At 36.1% G+C, this 23159-nt stretch carries 22 protein-coding genes; 6 read left to right on the forward strand and 16 right to left on the reverse strand.

The window, feature by feature from the left end; genetic code table 11:
- Positions 1-21 precede the first annotated feature (21 nt).
- A complete protein-coding gene (locus tag BK574_RS07580) occupies positions 22-294 on the forward strand; it encodes a DUF1292 domain-containing protein (protein ID WP_238457645.1) in 273 nt (90 codons plus the stop codon).
- Positions 295-445: 151 nt separating this feature from the next.
- On the forward strand, positions 446-1336 hold the full coding sequence (locus BK574_RS07585; RefSeq protein WP_078428166.1) for a VanW family protein: 891 nt from the start codon (positions 446-448) through the stop codon (positions 1334-1336).
- A gap of 10 nt (positions 1337-1346) precedes the next feature.
- Here the strand turns inward: BK574_RS07585 and BK574_RS07590 are convergent, their stop codons facing one another.
- Positions 1347-2192: a 1,4-dihydroxy-6-naphtoate synthase gene (locus tag BK574_RS07590; RefSeq protein ID WP_075388938.1), complete on the reverse strand. Its 846-nt coding sequence runs from the start codon at positions 2190-2192 to the stop codon at positions 1347-1349.
- Positions 2189-2887 (reverse strand): futalosine hydrolase, encoded by a 699-nt coding sequence (locus tag BK574_RS07595; protein WP_078428167.1) that lies wholly within the window; start codon positions 2885-2887, stop codon positions 2189-2191. The genes BK574_RS07590 and BK574_RS07595 overlap by 4 nt, the downstream gene beginning before the upstream one ends.
- 334 nt (positions 2888-3221) lie before the next feature.
- Between BK574_RS07595 and BK574_RS27840 the strand changes: the two genes are divergently transcribed.
- Positions 3222-3389, forward strand: coding sequence for a hypothetical protein (locus tag BK574_RS27840; protein ID WP_169917338.1), 168 nt, complete (start codon positions 3222-3224; stop codon positions 3387-3389).
- Between the two features lie 217 nt (positions 3390-3606).
- Here BK574_RS27840 and BK574_RS07600 read toward each other — a convergent pair whose 3' ends face one another.
- The 7 genes from BK574_RS07600 to BK574_RS27415 all read right to left on the reverse strand — a co-directional run bounded on the left by BK574_RS07600 (position 3607) and on the right by BK574_RS27415 (position 12425).
- Positions 3607-4839, reverse strand: coding sequence for a SulP family inorganic anion transporter (locus BK574_RS07600; protein ID WP_158211585.1), 1233 nt, complete (start codon positions 4837-4839; stop codon positions 3607-3609).
- 472 nt (positions 4840-5311) lie between these two features.
- Positions 5312-6649, reverse strand: a complete 1338-nt coding sequence (locus BK574_RS07605; protein ID WP_078428169.1) for a 5'-deoxyadenosine deaminase — start codon at positions 6647-6649, stop codon at positions 5312-5314.
- Between the two features lie 255 nt (positions 6650-6904).
- Entirely contained in the window at positions 6905-8356 is a 1452-nt protein-coding gene (locus BK574_RS07610; protein WP_078428170.1) for a sucrose-6-phosphate hydrolase, read from the reverse strand.
- A gap of 19 nt (positions 8357-8375) precedes the next feature.
- Positions 8376-9326: an aminoimidazole riboside kinase gene (locus BK574_RS07615; protein ID WP_078428171.1), complete on the reverse strand. Its 951-nt coding sequence runs from the start codon at positions 9324-9326 to the stop codon at positions 8376-8378.
- Positions 9327-9393: 67 nt separating this feature from the next.
- Positions 9394-10770 (reverse strand): sucrose-specific PTS transporter subunit IIBC, encoded by a 1377-nt coding sequence (locus BK574_RS07620; RefSeq protein WP_078428172.1) that lies wholly within the window; start codon positions 10768-10770, stop codon positions 9394-9396.
- A gap of 271 nt (positions 10771-11041) precedes the next feature.
- Positions 11042-11863, reverse strand: a complete 822-nt coding sequence (locus tag BK574_RS07625; RefSeq protein WP_078428173.1) for a PRD domain-containing protein — start codon at positions 11861-11863, stop codon at positions 11042-11044.
- Positions 11864-12248: 385 nt separating this feature from the next.
- Positions 12249-12425, reverse strand: a complete 177-nt coding sequence (locus BK574_RS27415) for a hypothetical protein (protein WP_158211586.1) — start codon at positions 12423-12425, stop codon at positions 12249-12251.
- Between the two features lie 250 nt (positions 12426-12675).
- Between BK574_RS27415 and BK574_RS29205 the strand changes: the two genes are divergently transcribed.
- Complete coding sequence (locus tag BK574_RS29205; protein ID WP_075388932.1) at positions 12676-12879, forward strand: YjcZ family sporulation protein; 204 nt, start codon at positions 12676-12678, stop codon at positions 12877-12879.
- 110 nt (positions 12880-12989) lie between these two features.
- Here BK574_RS29205 and BK574_RS07635 read toward each other — a convergent pair whose 3' ends face one another.
- From BK574_RS07635 to BK574_RS07660, 6 genes are all read right to left on the reverse strand, one after another.
- Positions 12990-13394, reverse strand: a complete 405-nt coding sequence (locus tag BK574_RS07635) for a MaoC/PaaZ C-terminal domain-containing protein (protein WP_078428174.1) — start codon at positions 13392-13394, stop codon at positions 12990-12992.
- Complete coding sequence (locus BK574_RS07640; protein WP_078428175.1) at positions 13391-13840, reverse strand: MaoC family dehydratase N-terminal domain-containing protein; 450 nt, start codon at positions 13838-13840, stop codon at positions 13391-13393. The genes BK574_RS07635 and BK574_RS07640 overlap by 4 nt, the downstream gene beginning before the upstream one ends.
- A 39-nt stretch (positions 13841-13879) precedes the next feature.
- Positions 13880-15055 (reverse strand): acyl-CoA dehydrogenase family protein, encoded by a 1176-nt coding sequence (locus BK574_RS07645; RefSeq protein ID WP_078428176.1) that lies wholly within the window; start codon positions 15053-15055, stop codon positions 13880-13882.
- Between the two features lie 344 nt (positions 15056-15399).
- The gene (locus BK574_RS07650) at positions 15400-18492 is read right to left on the reverse strand and encodes an AAA family ATPase (RefSeq protein ID WP_078428177.1); all 3093 of its coding nucleotides are present in this window, start codon (positions 18490-18492) and stop codon (positions 15400-15402) included.
- The gene (locus BK574_RS07655) at positions 18489-19646 is read right to left on the reverse strand and encodes an exonuclease SbcCD subunit D (protein ID WP_078428178.1); all 1158 of its coding nucleotides are present in this window, start codon (positions 19644-19646) and stop codon (positions 18489-18491) included. The genes BK574_RS07650 and BK574_RS07655 overlap by 4 nt, the downstream gene beginning before the upstream one ends.
- Positions 19647-19927: 281 nt before the next feature.
- A complete protein-coding gene (locus BK574_RS07660; protein WP_075388926.1) occupies positions 19928-20413 on the reverse strand; it encodes a flavodoxin domain-containing protein in 486 nt (161 codons plus the stop codon).
- Between the two features lie 320 nt (positions 20414-20733).
- Here BK574_RS07660 and BK574_RS07665 point away from each other — a divergent pair, with 320 nt between their 5' ends.
- A complete protein-coding gene (locus tag BK574_RS07665; protein WP_075388963.1) occupies positions 20734-21213 on the forward strand; it encodes a glutathione peroxidase in 480 nt (159 codons plus the stop codon).
- A 60-nt stretch (positions 21214-21273) separates the two neighbouring features.
- On the opposite strand, the gene BK574_RS26945 is transcribed toward BK574_RS07665, so the two are convergent.
- Positions 21274-21468, reverse strand: coding sequence for an NAD(P)-binding domain-containing protein (locus BK574_RS26945; protein WP_142248057.1), 195 nt, complete (start codon positions 21466-21468; stop codon positions 21274-21276).
- 159 nt (positions 21469-21627) lie between these two features.
- On the opposite strand from BK574_RS26945, the gene BK574_RS07675 reads away from it, so the two are divergent.
- Positions 21628-23025 carry a class II fumarate hydratase gene (locus BK574_RS07675; RefSeq protein WP_078428179.1) on the forward strand — a complete coding sequence of 466 codons (1398 nt, stop codon included), beginning with the start codon at positions 21628-21630 and terminating at the stop codon, positions 23023-23025.
- Positions 23026-23159: the final 134 nt, after the last annotated feature.

Here is a 23159-nt window from a genome sequence, read left to right on the forward strand (position 1 = left end):
ATTTTTTGTGAGGTGTTTAGCGTGGAACCTAACGAATTAAGGGATCATATTACCGTAGAAGACGAACATGGAAATGAAATGGATTATTCTGTTGAGGCTTTGTTTGATATGTCTGATCATACATATGCTCTTTTATCTTCAGAACAAGATACCGTTCTAATGCGAGTAGAGGATCATGAAGGGGAACAACATCTAGTAGGAATAACAGATACAGAAGAACGTGAAGCCATTTTAAGTGCATATGAAATTGCAGTTGAAGCCAACCCAGCAGAGGATGTTAATGATTTTTACTAAGAGTAAATCAATGAACAGTTACTCCAACGGTTTGTTTTTTAGAACAGTCGATGGAGTTTTTTAATATTAACCTAATTTACACCTCCCAGTTTTTTGTTCACATGAAAAAATATCATCTAACTCATACTAGATGAAGGAGGTAATCTAGCTGATGAGATATACTTTTTTTACATTACTTTTAATATTTATGCAAATTATTAACGTCCATAATAATTTAACAATAACACTAGACGACCAAGTGATTGCCACTGTAAATCGTTCAGATTTTACAACAGCTGTTTTTGAAGGGTTAGTTCTAAACGAAGAGAAATTTGATGCGTTCTTAAATAGAATTGATCAGCAAGTTTCCAGGGATCCCATAAATGCAACAATCGACCCACACGGGAAATTAGTACCTGAACAACATGGGTATGAACTAGATCGAAAAAGCTTCATCGAATCTTTTTACGCGTATTTTTATAACAATTCTTCAGCAGAAATTGAAGTACCAAGAATAATTACATATCCTAAGGTCGACAGTGAATTACTACTAAACCTGCGTACGAAACAAGTCGGTCAATACATTACTTATTTTAATAAATTTAACAAAGAACGTGCGCATAATATATCTCTCGCAGTAGACGCCATCAATAACCATGTCGTTTTTCCTGGCGAAACGTTTTCATTTAACAAAGTTGTTGGAAATCGAACCGTTGAAAAGGGATATCTACCTGCTCCAATCATTGTAAGAGGGGAATTAACAGATGGGATCGGTGGTGGGATTTGCCAAGTATCCTCTACCCTTTTTAATGCCGTCGACCAAGTAGGAGTAGAAATTGTTCAGCGCTACTCCCACAGTCGCCGTGTCCGGTATGTGCCGCCTGGACGTGATGCTACAGTCAGTTGGTATGGTCCTGACTTTAAGTTTAAAAACAACTATAATCAACCAATTCTTATCCAAGCAAGACTCTATGGAGGATCAGTTATTATTCGAGTTTTCTCTTCAGAGACCTTTATTAAGACAAAAAGTGAATCGTTAGAAAAGGCTACTAGCTTGTTCTAATAACCCTTTACTACTTACGATCATCCCATCTCAATGCATCTAAATCGAAAGAAGGTACAAGGCCTTCCTTTGCCGCTCGACTAAGAAGGGTGAAAACTGCTTCATAGCCTTCTTCACCTAAGTTTCTAGTGAATTCATTAACGTATAAATTAATATGTGCTTGTGCAACATCAATGGACATCTCTTGTGCATGACATAGAATATAATCCGCAGATACATCAGGGTTCGCCCATGCGTATTCTACCGAAGAACGAATGATTTCTGAAATTTTTATAAGATCAAGGGAACGACGAGCGATAATAGCACCTAACGGAATTGGTAAGTTAGTATCCTTTTCCCACCAATTACCTAAATCTTGCAACATATTCAAATCATAATTTCCGTATGTAAACCGCGCTTCATGAATAACAAGACCTGCATCAATTTTACCATCACGGACAGCAGGCATAATTTCGTGAAACGGCATCACAACGATTTCCCCTACTCCTCCTGGTACATTTTTAGTAGCCCATAAGCGGAAAAGTAAATATGCCGTTGAGCGCTCACTTGGTACTGCGACTCGGCGACCTGACAACACGGACGGATCATCTGATTTTTGTTTCGTTAATATTAACGGTCCACAACCTCTTCCTAACGCACCTCCACATGGTAGTAGTGCATATTCGGTTAGAGCCCACGGTAATGCTGCATACGAAATTTTAAGTATGTCTAAGCTGTTTGGTTGTGTCGCAAGGTTATTCGTAATATCAATATCTGCATACGTAACATCAAGCTTTGGAGCATTAGGTATTAAACCATGTGCCCAGGCATGGAAAACAAAAGTATCATTCGGGCAAGGAGAATAAGCGATTTTCATGTGAGAACCTCCTGTATAATTGAACTAACTTCTTGTAATTTTTGTAACGCTTCTTTTATACGCCACGAATTACGATCTCGCGGTCCAACTGGGTTTGAAATTGTACGAATTTCTAACATTGGAATATCAAATTGCTTCGCTGCAGTGGCTACCCCAAACCCTTCCATCGCTTCAGCCTTAACTCCAGGTACTCTCTTTTCTAGAGCCTGCGTCGTTTGTGCTGTACCTGTCGTTGTTGAAACCGTAATGAGCGGACCCGTTGTTACTGGTTCTCCAGCATCCAAAAAGGCTTTTACTACATCCGACACTAGGTCCTTATCAACATCGTAGCGACAGGAACCAAAACCGAGCTCGCCTATACTAGAAAAACCGTCTAACGTTTCTGCTCCTAAATCAGCTACAACAACTTCATTGGCAACGACGATCGTCCCAACCTGTGCTTGTCCAACAAAACCACCTGCAATTCCAGCATTTATTATGAGATCATATTTTTGAGTAGCTAAAACTCTAGCTGTTGTTGCCGCTGCCGCTGCTATGCCTACCCCTGAAACAACAACATCAATATTATTGTTATTATGGAGGCCACGGATTACCGCTTCTTTTTCTGCTTCTACTGAAGTGATAATAAGGATTTTTCTGTTGTCTTTATGCTTAGAGGCCTTATTATTATTTTCAATTGAGTAGTTTGGATTCAATTTATATACTCCCTTTACTTAAAACAATATATCATTATTTTACTTATTAAATACGACACTATTTTACCATAAAGTGAACCTTCATTCGGTAGGAGTTTTCGATCATTCCTCACTGAATGTTAGATGAGGCCACACGATGTGGGTCACACAATGTTGCCACAGGACGTGGCGTACTTAGTCTGTGTTCATTTGCGCTTATTACTGGCTCTTATCTCCCACTCTTCCTCTTTTATAATAGCCGACTTTATATCATTATTATTGAATAATAACAGATCTTGTTGAGAAAGTTATATACATAATACTACTATCTTATGTTTCAATAAGGAGGATTTATATGACAACCGAACAACGTCAACCGACAGAATTTGATCGATACACAGCTGCACACCTTAACCCAGAATTATTAAACCGAGTAATTGAATTAGAAAAAGATCTTCAAGCTCAAACGAATAAGGACGTTATTCTTATTGCTTATGAAGAAAGTGAACATAATCCAACTTAACATTAAATTTACCTTTTCCCTATCCATTTCTCTAATAAGAAACTTTCCCCCCAAAAATGAGACCATCTTAATTTCTTATGTGATGGTCTCTATACTATATAATTATTAATATCCAATGCATTTGGGTTAACAGGTGTGCCGTAATGGACGTTCTCGCCTTGTAAACTGTACATGATTTTTCTGTAGTAGTGGTTCCAGTTAACTTCACTACATTAACTTACCTCGTATAAAAAAATTTCATCTTTATTAATTGCAAAATAATTCCGGCAGTACAACCCGTTAAAATTCCCCATTCTGGTCCATAAAGTAACGTTACTGACAGCGTAGCCATTAATAATATCCCATCATTTTTATTCATTTTAAAGGTTAACCATAATTCTTTTATGTTTATCAATTTTGCTATTGCAACCATTATTATTGCAGCTAACGTCGGTTTCGGTAAATAGTAAAATAGTGGTGTGAAAAATAGTAGTGTTAGGAAAATGCATAATGTAGTGATCAAACTAGCCATTTTTGTTTTCGCGCCTGAATCATAATTAACGGCAGATCGTGATATTCCACCAGCAATTGGAATACTCGAGAAAAAAGAACCTACTGTATTTGCTAGTCCTAAACTTGTAAGCTCCTTGTTCACACCAATATTGTACCTTTCCTTTTTTGCAATGACTTTAGCAACTGCAATTGATTCGATATAACCAATAAATGCAATAATGATAACTGTTGGTAAAATTGCCTTTAAGATCTCCCCAGTAAACACTGGCACTGTAAATGTCGGAAAGCCTTGTGGTAATTGACCAATGATTGGGACCCCGAAATGGTCTAATTGAAAAAACGAGACACTAGCGGTGCAAATAACGACTACAAACAACGGTGTAGGTAGCTTTTTATCAACAGAATTTAAGGTCAAAATAAGCAAAATGCTGATCAATCCTATTAAAAAAGTTGCTATATGTATGTTATTTATGTTCGTAAAAAGTGCATATACGGTATGAACGATAGAAGTAGAATGACCTAATGAAAAACCAATTAAATTCTCTAATTGACTAAAAGCGATAAGGATTGCACATGCTGATGTAAACCCTTTTATCACACTATATGGAATCCATTCAATTAATTTTCCAAAATGAAAAATAGAGGAAAATACTTGTAAAAGTCCAACAAAAAGTGTAACCGTGATAACAAGACTAAAATACTCATCGGTGCCTGGCACCGCGATTGATGATACACCCGAGAAAATTAAGAGGGATACGATTGCAACAGGGCCTACCGAGAGATGCGGTGAAGTCCCAAACAAAAGATAGATCAAGACTGGAATCGTTGCTGAGTATAACCCTACAACTGGGGGAACACCTGCTAAAATAGCATATGCAATTGCTTGGGGGATAATTAAGATTGCAACGACAAGCCCAGCTACGACATCATGTTGAAACTTATTTTTCCAGTAAGACAAAAACAAAAAGGACGTCTCCTCCTCCCTATTAATCTTTTCTTTAGTTAATTGAAAAGATGTCCTGTGCCCAATATTTCAGGGTTAGTAAATGTTAATATTAGCTCGTAAATCCTTTAATCCCTTCCATTTCTACGCTGACCTTTCTTATTTAATCGAACAGGCCTAACTAATGCTTATGAAAGGAAAGTGACAATCATTATATTAAAATGGAAATTTATTAATTCAATCAAAAAAACAATGAAAAGATGGGTGATATTTCCTCTCATGTCCTCTATTTACTTTTTAACATGGATTTATTAGCTGAGGGTGTCCTTTTTATACATGAAGGCATTCAGTTAAACTTCTGGGTACGACGTAACAAAGGTATAAAGATCAGATGCATCTTGCAAGAATGTCCCCGTCCTTATACAGAACATGGAAAACCATTACAAAATCCTTAATGTTGAAGTAAGTTGAAAATCGGTTTTTACTACTAAATAATCGTAGGAACTTTTTTCATTAATCTTCGTATCGACTGGTTGGCCTCATGTAAGACGATATTTTTATCAATTGTCTTCATCCGACGATTTTCCATAACAATTTTTCCATTAATAATTGTTGTCTCAACATCCGCTCGTGAAGCCGAATAAACAATTCTTGAGATTGGATCTACATCAAAAGATGGATACGTATGAAAATTGTTTAAGTTTAAGATGACGAGGTCTGCTTTTTTACCCACTTCAATACTTCCAATTTCTTCTTCCATCCCGATCGCTTTTGCTCCTCCGATTGTTGCCATTTTAAAAACTGTTTTAGCATCCATAACTGTCGGTCCATGCATTGGCTTTTGAATAAGTGCAGCGAGTCTCATTTCATTAAACATATCTAAATTATTATTACACGGAGCACCGTCGGCTCCTAAACTTACAGAAATGTTTTCCTTTAATAAATGTGGTACTTCAGCAATACCTGAAGCAAGCTTTAAATTAGAACCTGGACAGTGACTTACTTTTACACCTTTTTCTTTGATAACCTTCTTCTCATCATCATTTAACCATATACAATGTGCTAAAATTAGACGTTCATTAGCAAGACCCAGATAGTCTAAATACATAATGTTACGCATTCCAGTTTCTCTTTCTACTATTTCAATTTCACCACGATTTTCTGAAGCATGTGTATGAACATAAACTTGATAGAAGTTTGAAAGTTGACTTACTTCTTTTAACAAATCTTCAGTACAAGAAACAACGAAACGAGGTGAAAATGCATATTTAATCCTTCCACCATCAAAATCGTTCCACTGTTCTAATAAGTCGACACTTTTTCGGATTGACTCCTTTGTATTTTCTTGTAATCGTTTCGGCACTTCATCTCCTTTATCCATCATAACTTTGCCAGATAATGCTCGAATACCGCTAGTAGCAATCGCTTGAAAAGCAAACTCCGTATGGTACACCGTTTCCATATCAACAATCGTCGTTGTACCACTTTGAATTAATTCTCCAATTCCAAGCATTGCTGAATAATAAATTGATTCTTTATCATGGGCTGCTTCTAAAGGCCATATTTTTTGTTTAAGCCAATTCATTAGTTCTAGATCATCAGCTTTCCCACGAAAAAGAGTTTGGCATAAGTGGATATGAGTTTGTACAAAACCTGGAATGACAGTTCGTCCTCTTGCATCAATAACTTTGTTAACATGACCTAACGAAAGATCTTTACCGATCGCCATAATTTGTTCGTTTTCTATATAGATATCTCCATATATGATTTCTTCATTTTGATTCATGCTTACTATTTCTGCATTTTTAATTAAAAGACTCGTCATCATGGATCCCCACTTTGCTAGAAAAATAAGACCCAACCATGCAAATCACCGTTTAATTAACTTCGGTATTTTTCTAGCTAAGTCTTTTATTGTACCAAGTTTAAATCTTCAAACTAAATGATTTTACGTGATATGAATTTATCCTATTCACTATCAGGTACTTTAATATATAAAATTTTTCAAAAATGGGCTATAAGATTGTTAGATTATTTATTTTGCTTGGGTACTCCGTGGCTGATGTTTACCTAATTTTTGTTATTGTTGATGCAGGTCCCACTTTTGTATCGAACATAAGACTTTACCATGGTAAGATCCAAAGGTAATATTTGGATTTTTTACACTAGGAAACATTCGAGAAGTAAATACTTCTTGTCCATCGTTAAGAAATATTTCAATTGATGATGTATCCACAAAAATTTGTATAATACTTAAATTACTAAGTTTACATTGGCGAATTTCAGGTTCACCAGTCTTCATGCTTTTTCTTTCAAGTGTGAAAACACATTCTTTCTTGTTATATATAATCCACACACTATCTTTTAATATAATTTCAAATGCTTCAGCTTTTATTTCATGGATATTTATTAGAAGTTCATAAGCTGTCCCTTCAAAACTAGCAAAAGTCTTTTTTTCTTCATGAACGATGGCATTATTTTTAGAAACCTTATTTCTTCTAAGTTTTTTTAGTTCTTCAACAGGGTTCTGATAGATCTGACCATTAACAAGCTTTAGTTCACGAGGTATCGTCATTGCATGGATCCAATGGTGAGAAATCGTTGGGTGCAAATCCTCATCTTGTTCAGGAACACCCATCCAACCAAATAATAGCCTTCTTCCTTTTTCGTCTACCGTTGTTTGTGGTGCGTAAAATTCAAAGCCGCGATCAAGCTCTTGAAAATTACCGTGTTCTAGCTTTCCCGTTTCATAATCTAGTGTTCCGATAAAGTAACCTGTATTATAGACGTTTTGATATAACATCCCTGTACGCTGCAGCCCTTGAGGGGAAACCAGTAATATATCATTATCACCTAGCCGAAACAAATCAGGACATTCCCACATATATCCAAAATTTTGTAACCCATTTAAGTTGGTACCAGCTACATCTCCAATCAAGGTCCAATCTTCAAGATTATTAGAAGCGAATAAAACAGCTCGTCCTTCAAGTTGTTTTGTTTGAGCTCCGATTACCATAAACCATTTTTCATTCCTTTTCCAAACTTTTGGATCACGAAAATGCGCACTATACCCTTCTGGCAAGCGGAGTACAACTCCTTTTTTGATAAAATCGACTCCGTTTTCTGATTCCGCTAAACATTGATACGTTTCTCGATTTCCGTATTCATCTTTAACGTTACCTGTATATAGAAGTTTAAGAATCCCATTATCCTCTACCGCACTACCCGAATAACAGCCATTCTTTTCATACCATTCACTCGGTGCAAGGGCAATTTTTTCTTTTCGCCAATCAACTAAATTACTTGAACTGTAATGCCCCCAAAATTTAGCTCCATGTGCGGTTTGAAAAGGATTCCACTGGTAAAATAAATGGTATCTTCCCTGCCATTGAATAAAACCATTCGGATCATTAAGTAGGCCAACAGGTGGCATCAAATGAAAATGCAGGCGATATTCATCTTCATTAACAACATCCTTATATTTTTTGAACATTTCCTCGGCTTGACGTATGAGATCATAATTTCGATCCATGCACGAACACTCCTCCTTTTTACAAACTTTGAAGAATTTCCTCAACTTGTTTCAACGTAGGTAAAGCTGTCATTGCCCCTTTAGTAGAAGCTGCTAATCCACCTGATATACTCGCAAACTTCACCATTTCTACGACCTCATTCATTGTGAGTACCCCTAAATCATTCTCAGTTTGATTAAGTAGATATAATATCCCTGATACGAAGGCATCTCCTGCACCAGTTGTATCAATAGCATCTACTTTCATAGCAGGAACCGATTGCCGTTCACCATTTATATAAACAATACTGCCATTTTCTCCTAAGGTTATGAATATCAGTGGAATTTGATAAATCGCTAATGCTTCTAACCCTTTTGATAAATCTTTTTTACCAGTAATGAATTCTAATTCTTCTTCAGAAACTTTTAGTACATCTACTTGATCGAGCATTGATAAAATACCCATTCGGGCTGCCTCTTCATTTGGCCATAAGTTAAGGCGTAAATTTGGATCATATGAAATAAGCATTCCTTTTTCTTTTGCAAGCGTTACTGCTTTTTTCGTTGCTGATCGTACAGGCTCATTAATTAAACTAATGGAACCGAAATGAAGAATTTTATTTTGATCAAATAAATCTGGTGGTATTTCATCGATCTTTAGCATTTGATCGGCACTCGGATTGATGTAAAAGTCAAAACTCCGTTCTCCATTTGCTGATAATGTGACGAATACTACACCAGTTCTTGTCTTTTCGTCTAAGTACATATGCTCAGTATTAACACCATATTCACTTAAAGTACTTTTTAAGAAATGTCCTAACACATCTTTACCGACTTTACCGAGGAACGTCGATTTAGTCCCTAGTCGCGCTAAACCAACTGCAACGTTCGCTGGCGCACCTCCAGCGCTTTTTTGGTACGAGAAATTTTCGTTATCTAAAGGGATAAAATCGATTAAAGCCTCACCTAAAGAGACAACTCCTTTTTTCATAAAAGAACCTCCGATCCAAGTTGAGAAAAGAACAGGCCAACACAGCCAGTTCTTCATTATTCAACTGTTATTTCTCTTCCTCTTTAAATCCTAAGATCCATGTAGCTACAAAGGCACCGACTAAAGCAATTGCAAATCCAATTAAATAGTTCATTAAATTAATGGTTCCAAGTGGTAATACAATTGCAATCATCGGTATACCAGTTAGTCCGTAAGCTGTTGCGGCTACATTCATAAATACAACATACGCTCCACCCAAAGCTCCACCAATCATCGCCCCAATAAATGGTCTACGATATCTTAAGTTCACTCCAAAGATGACAGGCTCTGTAATTCCTAAGAAAGCCGAAAATGCAGAAGGTAGTGCGATTTCTTTTGTTTTTGCTCGTTTAGTTTTAAAGAAAACAGCCAGTCCTGCTCCACCTTGCGCAACGTTTGCCATTGACCAAATTGGTAGCAGGTAGTTAATTCCGATACTTGCAATTAAGCCTGCTTCAATTGCATGGAAACTGTGATGTACCCCAGTTAAAACAATAAGTGAGTATGCTCCACCAAACAATAATCCAGCGACAAATCCAACATGATCGTAAACGAAGTTAAGAACTGTTGTAATTCCATCCCCTACAAATGTACCCAGTGGCCCGATAATCATTAGAGAAACGAAACCAGTCGCAATAATGGTTATAAAAGGAATGACGAGTAAATCGACTGCATTGGGAACCACTTTTCTAAGTGCTTTTTCAATTTTACTCATAAAGTACACTGCAAGCAAAACGGGGATAACCGTTCCTTGGTAACCAATCAAAGTAATTTCAGAACCTAAGAACGGCAACATTTCGGGTTCAGCATTTCCTAAACCCCAAGGATTTAATAGCGCAGGATGGGTCATAATACCACCAATAACCGCCCCTAAATACGGGTTTCCACCAAACTCCTTAGCTGCACTGACACCGATTAATATAGGAAGAATGATAAAGGCTGCACTTGAAAACATATCGAGTAGTACGATGAGAGCACTGTCAGGCGCAACCCATTCAAACGTGCGAAGCATTCCAAGTAGTCCCATTAAAAGGCCCGCTGCAACGATCGCAGGAATAATTGGTACGAAGATGTTCGATAAAGTACGAGCAAATCTAGCAAATGGATTCATCTTCTGTTTCACTGCTTCTGAATGAACTACGGCTTCTTTTTCTTTTAATCCGACTTCTTCAGAAAATGGTGCATACACTTTGTTAACTATTCCTGTTCCAAATATGATTTGAAATTGTCCAGAGCTTAAGAAAGCTCCTTTAACACCTTCTAATTCTTCAATTTTATCCTTTTGTGCTTTTGAGTCATCTTGTAAAACAATCCGTAAACGTGTTGCACAATGTGTTGCACTAATAATGTTGTCCACACCTCCCAATAGAGGAATGAGTTGTAGAGCTACATCTTTATGGTTCATTGTATTCACTCCTTAGTCTTTAATATTGATCATTTAATGGTTTTAAGACAAAAAGAAAAGACCTAAAATGCATAGAATACCCCTCTATAGAAAAAGGAATTCCTTTTTACGCATTTTAGGTCTTGCCTGCTTAACCAGTAACAATCCTACCATATATAATTATTAACGCTTTCATTGTAATCTGAAAATTAATATTCGTCAACAAGAAAAAAACTATCTCTAGACTCATTTCATCATAAAGTGAAACCAAACCTAAATATTATTTTTGCTATTACGATATTAATCGTTGGATATGTAAGGATATATACCCCATTTCAGAAGCGGGTAACTGAATATTATATTCTTTTTCAATAAAAACCGCTGCTTTCCCCGCAATATCAAAAGCTTCTTGATATTTTGTTTGAATAATTTCTAACATATCAGGATCCATCATTTGAAATGGTTCATCATTTTCAATTCTTGTCAGTGCAAACCTTAAGTGGGTTAATAACCGTTGATACGAGATCGTATTTTCATCAAGGTCGATACCAAGTTCTTGGTGGATAATTTCCATCATTTCACTTATGATCGTCGTTTGCTGTAGGGTACTTGCTATATTACCGCTGCCAAGTTTGGCTGTATGAATATGAAGAGCAATATGTCCAGCTTCATCGATCGGCAACTCAAGATCCAATTTTTCAGCGATGTAACCAATGGCCCACTTCCCAATTTCAAACTCTTTTTTATATAAATTTTTTATTTCGTTTAGTAATTTATTTTGAATTTGAAATCCTTGTCGATAGCGTTCAATAGCAAATGAAAGATGATCCGTTAGAGAAATATGAATGTGATCACTCAATGGGACTTGTAATTCCCCCTCCGCATAGCTAATTATATCCTCAGCGATTTGAATGTGAACTTCAGGTAACGTTCTTAATAATTCTTGGAACTTTTTATTTCCTTCATTCATAACGAATATTTTATCAATCTTATTCCTGTTAATTATATCGTTCTTCCTTTTCTGAAAAGCAATTCCCGAACCCATAACAATTTTCTCTTGATCATTTTCTTTTATAACTACAGCATTGTTATTTAATATTTTATATATTTTCACAAATTACACCTTTTCGACAAAATTCTTAATGGTTGATAGTGTATCATAACTATTAAAAAAAACTCAATACATAATAAATATGTCAAATCAGTCATTGAACTTCATAATCTATAAAGTGAAACTTCCATCAGGATAGGTTTTCCTTGTCTCCCACTGATGGTTTGTTGAGGACCACACGTTTGTGTTCATTTAGTTGTTGCGGGATAAAAATAACGCACAAGAAACACCCCGTTCTACTGCAAAAGTGGTACGGGGTGTTTGTACTTTCAGCGGACATTTTCCTTATCGGTTTACAAAATCCTCATAAGCACAGTAAATCTGATTTTATGTATGTTCATCACCAAGAATATCATACATAGTTCTTATCGTCATTTGCCAACCAAGGTTAACTGCTCTCACCAACTTGATACACTACACTTTTTTGTACAACCGTCAAGGGTTGGTGGGAACTATCCGGCGCTCCCTCAGCAGCATTAGCAGAACCTGTTCCAATAATAAAGAGGCCGAACAATATACAACCTAAAAAAACTGCGATAAAAAAATTACGTGCATATTCAACCATTTCTTTCACCTCAATTCATTTGACGGCAATTCTTGTTTTACGTTTCCTAATAACAAGCCTAATTTTGAGAAATTAGCAACGAATACTAACTGACATTATTTTTCCAAAAAACGCAATAGTTACAGTCGTTTCGAGGAATTTAATTGCATTCAGTTAAATAATAATAATCCCCCTCCAATTATTATTATTATTAACTCTTCTAGACATTTATACATACAATGTACTACCTGACAAGAAAGGTGGTGTTACAATGTTTGGATACGGATGCGATGCTTACCCTGTAAGTCCTGTTCTACCAGGTTGCGCTCATACTTCACCAGGATTTGGTTATGGCCCTACACATGTGTCTCCTGCAGGATTTCGACCAAGAGGTGGTGGCTTTGCACTGATCGTGGTTCTGTTCATCTTATTGATCATTATCGGTGCTTCATGGGGTCATAAAAAAGTATGTTAATCAAATTTTAACTGCATAAATAAGGCTGACTCATATATGTTCATACTTCTAATAGAAGATCTCTCTTCTAAAAGTTGCAAAACATTGGAGTCAGCCTGACTTACCCTGCACTATACATCTAATTTAAAAATGACTTTTCCTTTAAGTACTTCCTGATCTGTTTGCTTCAGAGCTTTTACATCGAAGGTTAGTTCTCCTAAATTCACTTCTATTAAGCTTGCTTTTAAGGTAATGACATCATTTAAAAATACCATTCCTTTAAAGCGGATATTGTAGTCTTGAATATATCCTTCTTCATAATGTGCAGTAAACAACTTTGCTAAATTACCCATCGTCCACATTCCGTGAGCAATGATACCTGGCAATCCCGATTTTGTTGCCTCTTCATCAATAGTATGAATGGGGTTAAAGTCACCAGAAGCCCCAGAATACTTAATTAAATCCATTCTAGAAACGGGTGGGAGTTGAACTTCTTCTAACGCTTCGCCGATTTGTAAATCTCTTAATCTATTCACTTCCCTATCCCCTTTCTAACAGCTTCTGTAATAATTCCAACCATTTTTTCTGTAAAAATTAGATTACCTTCTTGATCTTCACCGTATCTATTAAATGTTATAAACCCCATCCAACCACTCTGACCAGATTTTTCTACATAGTCAGTAATCTCTGAATAACAAAATACTTCTTCACCAACTAATAGAGGCCGTTCATAATGATAACGCTGTTCACCATGGATGAGTCCTACACTTGGAAGGTTCGCTCCCTCTATTTCACCAAAATCAAAAACACGAGGAAATGTAGGAGGGGCAATATTATTTTGATATTTTGATTGTTTACCCGTCTCTTCGTCGAAATAAATGGGATGTAAGTCTCCAATTGCATCAGCAAACTTTTTTACAGCTCCTCTTTCAACTACGTTTTTTACTTTTTTTGATCGTTTTCCTATCATTTCGTTTAACATCGTTTTCACCTCAATACAGCATTCAGCTAAAATTAACCGTTAGATAAATTGACCTAATTTTACATTGCCTTTTAATAAATTTCTAGAAATGATTAATCGTTGGATTTCATCCGTACCATCGTAAATTCTCCATACTCTAGCTTCACGATACCACCGTTCAATTGGAAGCTCTCTCGTATATCCCATACCCCCATGAATTTGGAGAACACGATCAATTACCTTGTTCCCAATATTCGAACCATATAATTTTGCAATTGAAGCTAAATGACGATTATCTTCACCTTCATCAAGTGTAAATGCCGCATTAAGTACTAGCCATCTAGCCGCTTCAATTTCAACTGCTGAATCAGCAATTTGCCACTGAATAGCTTGTCTTTCAGAGATTGGTTTTCCAAATGTTTCGCGCTCTTTAGAGTAATCAATCGCCATTTGCAATAATCGTTCCGAAGCACCGACTGCAACGGCTCCAACAAACCAACGTGCAAAACCAATCCACTCTAACCCAAGTTGATATCCTTTATGAAGTTCACCTAATATATTTTCTTCAGGAACACGAACATTCTCAAAAACTAAGCCAGCTGGTCCCCATTCTCCCATTGTATCTATATACTCAGATCTCCACCCCATATCGCGGTCCACGATAAAACAAGTAATTCCTTCTGTACCTGTTTGTTTATGTTTCTCTTTATCTGTGATTGCAATGGCCATTACGAAATCTGCGTCATTTCCACCTGTAATAAACGTTTTTTCCCCATTCAAAACCCATTCATTTCCGTCTTTTACAGCTGTCATTTTAATATTACGCGTATCTGAACCAGCACTAGGTTCTGTCATCGCAAAACATGACTTTTTGTCACCATTTATCGTCGGAATTAAGTATTTTTGTTTTTGTTCTTCATTAGCATAGTATAGGATATTATCTGCCGTTCCACCGAATTTAAAAGGAACAAAAGTCTTTGAAACTTCCATCGTAACAATCGCTAGCATCATATTTCCGAGATCAGCACCACCGTATTCAGCTGGTGTATTAATCCCCCAAAAACCAAACTCTTTCGCTTTTAGTTGAAGCGCTTTCATTTGTTCTTCAGAGAGACTAGGTCTACCTGCTCGCTCATTTCGGAGCACTTCATTTTCCAATGGCATTAGTTCATTTTCTACAAACTTGCGAATCGTCTTTTGAACCATTCTTTGTTCTTCAGTTAATCGTAAATGCATATATAAATTCCCCCAGACATAATAAAAATAAAGTATCCCTTTCTATATCTATTATACCTACCGGTTGGTATGTTGTCTTTAATTAATTTTCAGAAAATTAACTTTTTGTTTAGAATTATGTTAACTATATACAAAAAAAAGAGCTTTCCGTACCTTATCAAAGAATTATAATCGTAAAAAATGAAATCAGGTGAAACTTCCAGCAGTGAGGGGTTTCTCCCTTTCCACACATATCCTTCTTTAACTCCTCGAAGCCTTGTCGTGGAGGCATTACTGCCAGTTGTGGCGGAATAAAAACGAAAGTACCTCACCAAACGGTAAGATACTTTGTAGAACATTAACTATTATTTTATTACAAATGCTGTTTGACTGTGTCCTTCCTTTGTCTTTCTGACGTCTAAAATAGCGGGGATCGCTTGTTTAAGTTCTTGCACATGTGATATAACACCAATTAGTCTCCCTGATTGTTGAAGCTCAATAAGTGTATCGATCGCTTTACTTAATGATTCTTCATCTAACGAACCGAAACCTTCATCAATGAACATCGTTTCAATGGAAATCCCGCCCTGATGGGATTGAATAATATCAACCATTCCGAGCGCTAAACTAAGTGAAGCATTAAATTTCTCTCCACCTGATAATGTTTTTACATCCCGTTTTTGACCAGTATAATTATCATACACATCTAAACTAAGTCCACTTTGCTTTCCCCTTTTTTCAAGCCGATCACTACGAACGAGCTGGAACTGACCATTCGAAAGACGAGTCAATCGTTGATTTGCGACTTGCACAATTTGTTCGAGGAACTCGATAAGTAAATACCTTTCAAACGATATTTTTTTTGCGTTATCCCCACGAACAACGTCATAAAGGTCTTTATGAATGTAATAAGTTTGCTCCGAATCTTTCACCTTTTTATTCGCAGACTCAATATCTCTCATTCCTTTATCAATAAGCTTCACCAAGTTATCGTTCTCGATATAAGCTAATCTTAAAGTTTCAAGGATTTGCTCTAATTGGTGAATTTCTTTTTGTAGGGCACCAAGATCGTATCGTTCTTTACCTATTAGTTCAGTTTTGAGCTCTGTAATTTGTTTTTGCACAGTTGTTACTTCAGTCTTATATGTTTGAATTTCTTCTTTCATTGCCTCGCGTTTTATTTTTGAGAGTTTTGCTTGACGAAACTCTTCTTCCGTTAAAAATCCAGCAGCGAGGAGTTCATTATTAAACTTTTTATAAGCTTTTTCTTTCTTATCTTTCGTTAGTTCTAGTTGTTTTGTAAAATTTTCAACAGTCGATTTTGCTTTAAAATACCGTTCATTTGCTTCAGTAAGCTGTTCCTGCACAACTTTCCACTGATGTTCTAATTTTTGTTTTTCTTCTTCTTTTTCTTTTATTTCAATACGAAGCATTTCTAGAGATTGTAACGACTCAGGTATATCATTTACAAGTTGTTCAAACGATGTTGTTGCCTTTTCATATGCTACAACAGTTTCATTATACTGTTTTTCAACTTGTAATCTTTCAGTTTCTGTCGTTTCGATCATTTTCTCTAACCGCTCATTTTCCTTTTTCTTTTGTTCAATTTCTTTTTGCTCCATTTTAAGTTGAATCAACTCTTTTTCAAGCTGTTTTTCATCCTCAATTAATTTATGCAACGTAACGCCTAATTCATCAATTGGAAGTTTGAGATCTGTGACTTCTAGTTGCTTTGTCTCTATCTGGGAGTTAATCGAACTTAAATCAGATTGTAGCCTTCTATAAGTTGCCTCAGCCATTTCTTTTACTTTTCTTTTTTGTTCTAATATTTCTTTTGTTGGAACATCCTCTTGACGAACTGCACGTTCTGGATGTTCAGCGCTCCCACATACTGGACAGGGCTCTCCAGCATGAAGATGCTCAGCTAATAAACTAGCTTGTCCTTCGATCCAATGAGCTTCCAATGTATCGTAGTCTTTTTTAATTGATACATATTTCGTTTCTTCATTAATCATTTCAGTTGATATTTTTGTTTGCATTTCAACCAATTGCAAAAAATCATTTACACTTTTCGTTTGTGTTTTGATTTCTTGAAGATGATCAACTTTATTCGTATACCCTTGGTTATTGTTTTCTAAGCGTTTGATCACTTTGACAATTTTTAGTTTTTCGGCTTTTTGATCTGAAATCTTGATAGTCAGATTTTGGTTTTGTTGCATTAATCGTTCAACCGCCACTTTCATACTATTTAACGCCAATCCTTTTTCATCCAGTTGAACTACTTTTGGAACCCATTCTTTTAGTTTATTAACCAGTATAGTTGCTTGTTCACGTTGTTTGTGTTTCTCTTCTTCTTTTTTAAATACCTCTTTCGCAGTCTTTATTTTTTCCACTGAACGGATGTGTTCAAGATTGGCATTCTCAAGTTGAATATCCATCTCTTTTACTTCTTGATCTAGCTCATTATAATGTTCCTCATGCACTTCTAATTTGCTAGCTAACTCAGCTAATTTCAGTTGTTGTTCTTTTTTATCAATTGCTGGACGCTTATTCTTTAGTGCTTCTTTTTGCTCTCGTTTCATATCAAGATGATCAAAACGTTCATTTATTGTTTTTGCATTATGAAATTGGGTTGTTTTTTCTTGGAGTTGCTTATTCTGTTCTGTAAAATGCTTTTTCTGTTGTTCCGTTTCTTGTTGATAATAGTGCATTTCATGACCTAAAGCTTCAAGAACTTGATGGGTATTGTAGTTTTCTTGTTCAATTACTTCACTAAAATGGGATTCTATCCGGTTTGGCAAGTTTTGTTTGATGCTTTTGATGTGAAGATCGCGTTCTTGTTTTTGTTCTTCATACACTTTTTGTGATGAAACCCTATTTTCATTTAACTTTTCCGTCATTTGTTTAAAGAGGCCTGTTTTAAAAATCTTTCGAAGGATTTCTTCTTTATCTTCAGTTTCAGAAGTTAATAATTTACGAAATTCTCCTTGAGGAAGCATAACAATTTGGCTAAATTGATCCTTCGTTAGACCGATAATTTGCTGGAGTTTTTCATTCACCTGACTTACTGTTAAACGATCGACTAACAATGTTTCCTGATCTCCAGTAAGTTCATATAATTCATATTTATCACCTGTGGCGGTTTTATTTGTACCTTTTATATGAGCAAGCTGTCTAAACACACGATAGGTTCGACCACGAAGTTCGAATTCAAAATCAACGGAAGTATGATCATCGTCTGCTGCAAAATGACTTCTTAGCATCCTCGCATCATTACGGTCTTCTCCACTTGCCTCACCATATAATGCAAAGCAAATCGCATCAAAAATACTTGTTTTTCCAGCGCCTGTATTACCTGATATTACAAACAAACGGTGTTCATTTAGATCTCTAAAATCAATAACTTCCTTTTGCTTATAAGGCCCAAACGCAGTTAAAATAATTTTGATTGGTCTCATTTTCTACCACCCTCTAATCTAATCGTTTCTTGTAATACTTCGCCAAAGAGTTGTTCTGTTTCTTTGGTAATGTCAGACCCTTTGACTTCTTTATAAAACGCTCTAAAGAGGGATAGTTCATCCATTTTTGATCGAGCCATTATTTCTGCATTTCCTTCATTTGTAGTTAAAAAGGAAATTACTCTTTCTACATGCATCGCATTCGGATAAACCGATCGAATACGCTCCATCGGTGATAATACAGGACTTTCATCTAATAATCGAACAAACACATAATCCTCATTTCGTTCGTGCTTTTCAATTTCGTCCATTTTCCCTTCTACCGTTCGAACGTTTCTTTTGGGTTCGAGTAACCGTTTTTCAACCGAAATCTCACCTTGATCATCTATATCTACTACATAAAAGCCTTTTTTATGATGTTCTTCAGATATAGAATACTTTAATAGTGAACCCGCATAACGGATTTTCTCATTTCCAACATGATGAGCTTGATGCAAATGTCCTAACGCAGTGTAATGAAAACGATCAAATAGACTTGCATTTACATGTTCAGCACCACCAATTGCTAGTGGGCGTTCAGAGTCACTCGTATTCGGTTTTTCTTCGCCGAAAGGAGTTACGAAAGCATGTCCCACAAAAATATGTCTAGCCTTTTGATCCATATTCTCGACAATTTTATCGACGACAGCCTTCATCGCTTGATCGTGTGAACGAATATCTTCTAATTGTAATTCGTATTTAACTTTACTTGGTTCCGCATATGGAACTAAATGAAAATGAACTTCTCCATGTTCATCTTGTAAAACAACAGGTTCAAACGTATTCGTAAATTGACCTATAATATGAAAACCGTTTGCTTTCATAATTTTCCGACCAAAATCGAGACGCTCAGGACCATCATGATTTCCACCAATTGCAAGGACAGGAACTTTCAATTTTAAAACTATCGTTTCTAACACTTCATCAAGCAAATCAACAGCCTCAGTCGGTGGAATCGAACGGTCATATAAATCACCTGAAATGATCACCGCATCCGGCTCTTCTTTTTCAATTTCTGTAATAAATTGATCAAGTACATATTTTTGATCTTCTGTCATATAAACACCTTGTACCAACTTTCCAAGATGCCAATCAGCAGTATGGAAAAATTTCATTAAGAGCACCATCCTTTTTTTAGTGAATTGGTAAATTTGGAATCATTACCGAAAAAATAGCCTGAAATCAGTGAACAAGTTTATGTTCTCGTTCATTTCAGGCTATTTTTTCAACCTTTCAGTTCCTGAAATGCATGTTAAATTAACATTTCAAACGGTGAGGCAAAAATTAACGTATCAACAGTTTTATATAAGGCTTGCAAAAAGTACCATTGTACTAAAAATATTTGTTATGTCTCTCCTTTGTAGTTGATAATATTCTGAAGTGTCTATTATTTCTATTAATCCTTCAGATGAAAGCTATTGGCAAATTCCTTTATAGAATTTTCATTTAGGTTGGAAACGTCACTACTAATGCCTTTTATTTTTTTTATAATTTGTCGCTCTAAAAAGTTCATTTGCGAAAATAATAGTTCACCACCGAACAGGCCATTCACTTTGGAATGTTCTCGTAACTTTAGAGGATATACCGCATTAAACTGCTGCTTTGCTAACTCTCCTTCGTTCATACAACAAAGAAATAACCCAATGTTTTTCATCAGCAATGTCTCGAAATGGGCATCTATAAACTGTTTCACTTTCCTTTGAATGGAACCCATATGAATGGATCCACCAATAATAATTCGATCGTACAGTTGGAAATCTAGTTGTGGTTCGCCTTTATTCAAATCTACTAGATCAATCTCACCATCAAAATATTTACATAGAAGCTGCGATGCCTTTTCAGTTGTCCCATGTGAAGAACTAAAAACAATTAAATACTTCATATGTAATCCTCCGCAATATCTACTATCAGCTTTAATTTATATATGACAGCATAGTCTTTCAATTTGTCGCATCTAATTTTGACTACGTTACTATTATCTTAAGAATATCTTAAGTATAATATATCTTCGATGATAGAAATACCACATTGTTTGAGTTGTACTTCTTAATGTACTATACTTTTACTGTATATAATTGGAATTTATTTTCCTCATGAAGAAGGTGGTCCATTTTGCGGTTACTCGTCTTTCTTTTGTGCTTTCTTTTAGTAAGTGCTTGCGGGCAACAAGTGTTTGTAAATGAAGGGAATGGTGATGAAGCGATGACAAAGAACTCTATTTATACTATAAGTGTCACAACAGCTGATGGTAAAGAAAAAACACTCCAAGAATATGAAGGCAAAGTTCTCCTAATAGTTAATGTTGCATCAAAATGTGGGTTTACATCACAATATGAACAACTTGAAACGATTTATCAAAAATATAAAGAACAGGGTTTTGAAATTCTCGCCTTTCCATCGAATGACTTTGGTGGACAGGAGCCTGGTACGGTAGAAGATATTGTTGAGTTTTGCCAAGTGAACTATGGGGTTTCCTTCGAAGTTTTCGATAAAGTTCATGCAGGAAAAGAAGAAACTCATCCTTTGTTTCAGCACTTAATAGATTCTAATGAGCCAGTTCAATGGAACTTTGAAAAATTTCTAATTTCTCGTGATGGCGAGCTTCTTGAACGTTTTGAGAGTAAAATAAAGCCAGATGACACTCTTGTTATTCAAGCACTTGAAGCCGCATTACAGCAGTGATATGGATTTTCTATAGCATTTTAGAAGTTTTAAGAAGCAAGTCGTAAAGTGGTTTGCTTCTTAAAACTTTTTGGAAGGTAGAACGTTATCAAATGCCGTCTCATTTCCACCGATCATAATTGTCAACGTCCCCTGTTCAGTTCCTTCTGGTCCTCCGCTTACAGGTGCGTCTAAATAACGTATTTCTTTTTCACACTCTTTCTTAACGACTAATTGACTCGTATCAACCCCTACTGTTGTGAAATCAATACAAATCGCATTAGACTTTACCTAATTAAGCACCCCTTCTAGATACATTCGGTACTTTAAATTAAAAACCTTAAAAAATACAAACAAATAAATTATACCATCTGCGGAAACAATAACCTTTAACATTACACATATCCAAAATGATTGATACTTAAGGAGAGAACCATGGTACATTCCAATCAATTCCGTAAAGAAAAAGACACTATTGGCGAGATACTTGTTCCAACTACTGCCTATTATGGGTCACAAACCCAAAGGGCATTTGAAAATTTTCAAATTAGTGGTAAGCGCCTCCCTCGTTCTTTTATTAAAGCACAAGGAATTATTAAAGCTTCAGCCGCTCAAACAAACGTAGAGTTAGGGAAACTTCCTGAGAACATAGGAAATGCCATTATAGAAGCAGCAGATGAAGTGATACACGGAAAATGGGACCATCAATTTATTATTGATGTTTATCAAGCTGGAGCTGGAACGTCACAAAATATGAATGCCAACGAGATAATTGCCAATCGTGCGACAGAGTTATTAGGTGGGTCAATAGATCCTTCAATGAATACGTTTCGAGTACATCCGAACGATCATGTTAATATGTCTCAATCAACAAACGATACTTTTCCATCTGCGCTCAATATAGCTGCAGTTGAAAATGTCGTTCAAAGATTACTTCCTGCTGTACTGCAATTACAACAAGAGCTTCAAAACAAATCAAATCAGTTTATGCACATTCTCAAAACAGGAAGAACTCATTTACATGATGCGGTTCCCATACGTTTAGGACAAGAATTCTCTGGATATGCAGGTACAATACAGTTTGGATACCGTCAAATCGAATCAACTGTCGATCCGCTTTATGAAATTGGTTTAGGTGGTAATGCCATCGGTACCCTGATTAACACTCATCCAGACTATCCACAAAAAGTAATTGAAGAAGTTAGTAAACGTACGAACATGCCATTTCGAGCCCCTACCAACTTATTTAGCTTCATGCAAAATAGAAATGCTCCGATTCGTACGATGATAGCATTGAAGGAGCTCGTGATTCATTTAATCAAAATCACAAGTGATTTGCGCTTATTAAGCTCAGGGCCTCGAACAGGGTTAGCTGAAATTACGCTTCCTTCTGTGCAGCCAGGTTCAACCATTATGCCAGGGAAAGTTAATCCCGCTATCTTAGAAATGGTTCATATGGTTTGTTGCCAAGTGATCGGTTATGAAGCGGCCATCGCTACAGCAGGAATGGCAAGTCAATTAGAAATTAATGTCATGATGCCAGTGATTGCATATACCTTATTAGAATCTATCGATATACTGTCAAATGCTATTCAAACATTAACCACAAAATGTATCAATGGAATTCAAGCTAATGAGGAAATATGTAAAAACTGGATGGAAGCGAGCTTGTCTTTAGTGACAGGGCTAAGTCCAACGATGGGGTATGATCTAACCGCACAAATTGGCATGCAAGCAGATACTGAAAATAAAACGTTAAAACAAGTATTACAAGAATTAGGATTATTGACAGAAGAAGTTGAAAAAGCGCTTAACCCTGAAAAAATGCTCTAATCCCATTTATTCATTTAACCATGTGAGCAATATTCAAAACATAGTATGTAATATCATGACAACAAATCAACATAATCACTTCGGTGAAACATTGTTTAGGCGAACACACCCTAGACGTGCTCGCCTCCAAATCC

Source organism: Alkalihalobacterium alkalinitrilicum (assembly GCF_002019605.1).
Classification (GTDB): domain Bacteria; phylum Bacillota; class Bacilli; order Bacillales; family Bacillaceae_F; genus Alkalihalobacterium; species Alkalihalobacterium alkalinitrilicum.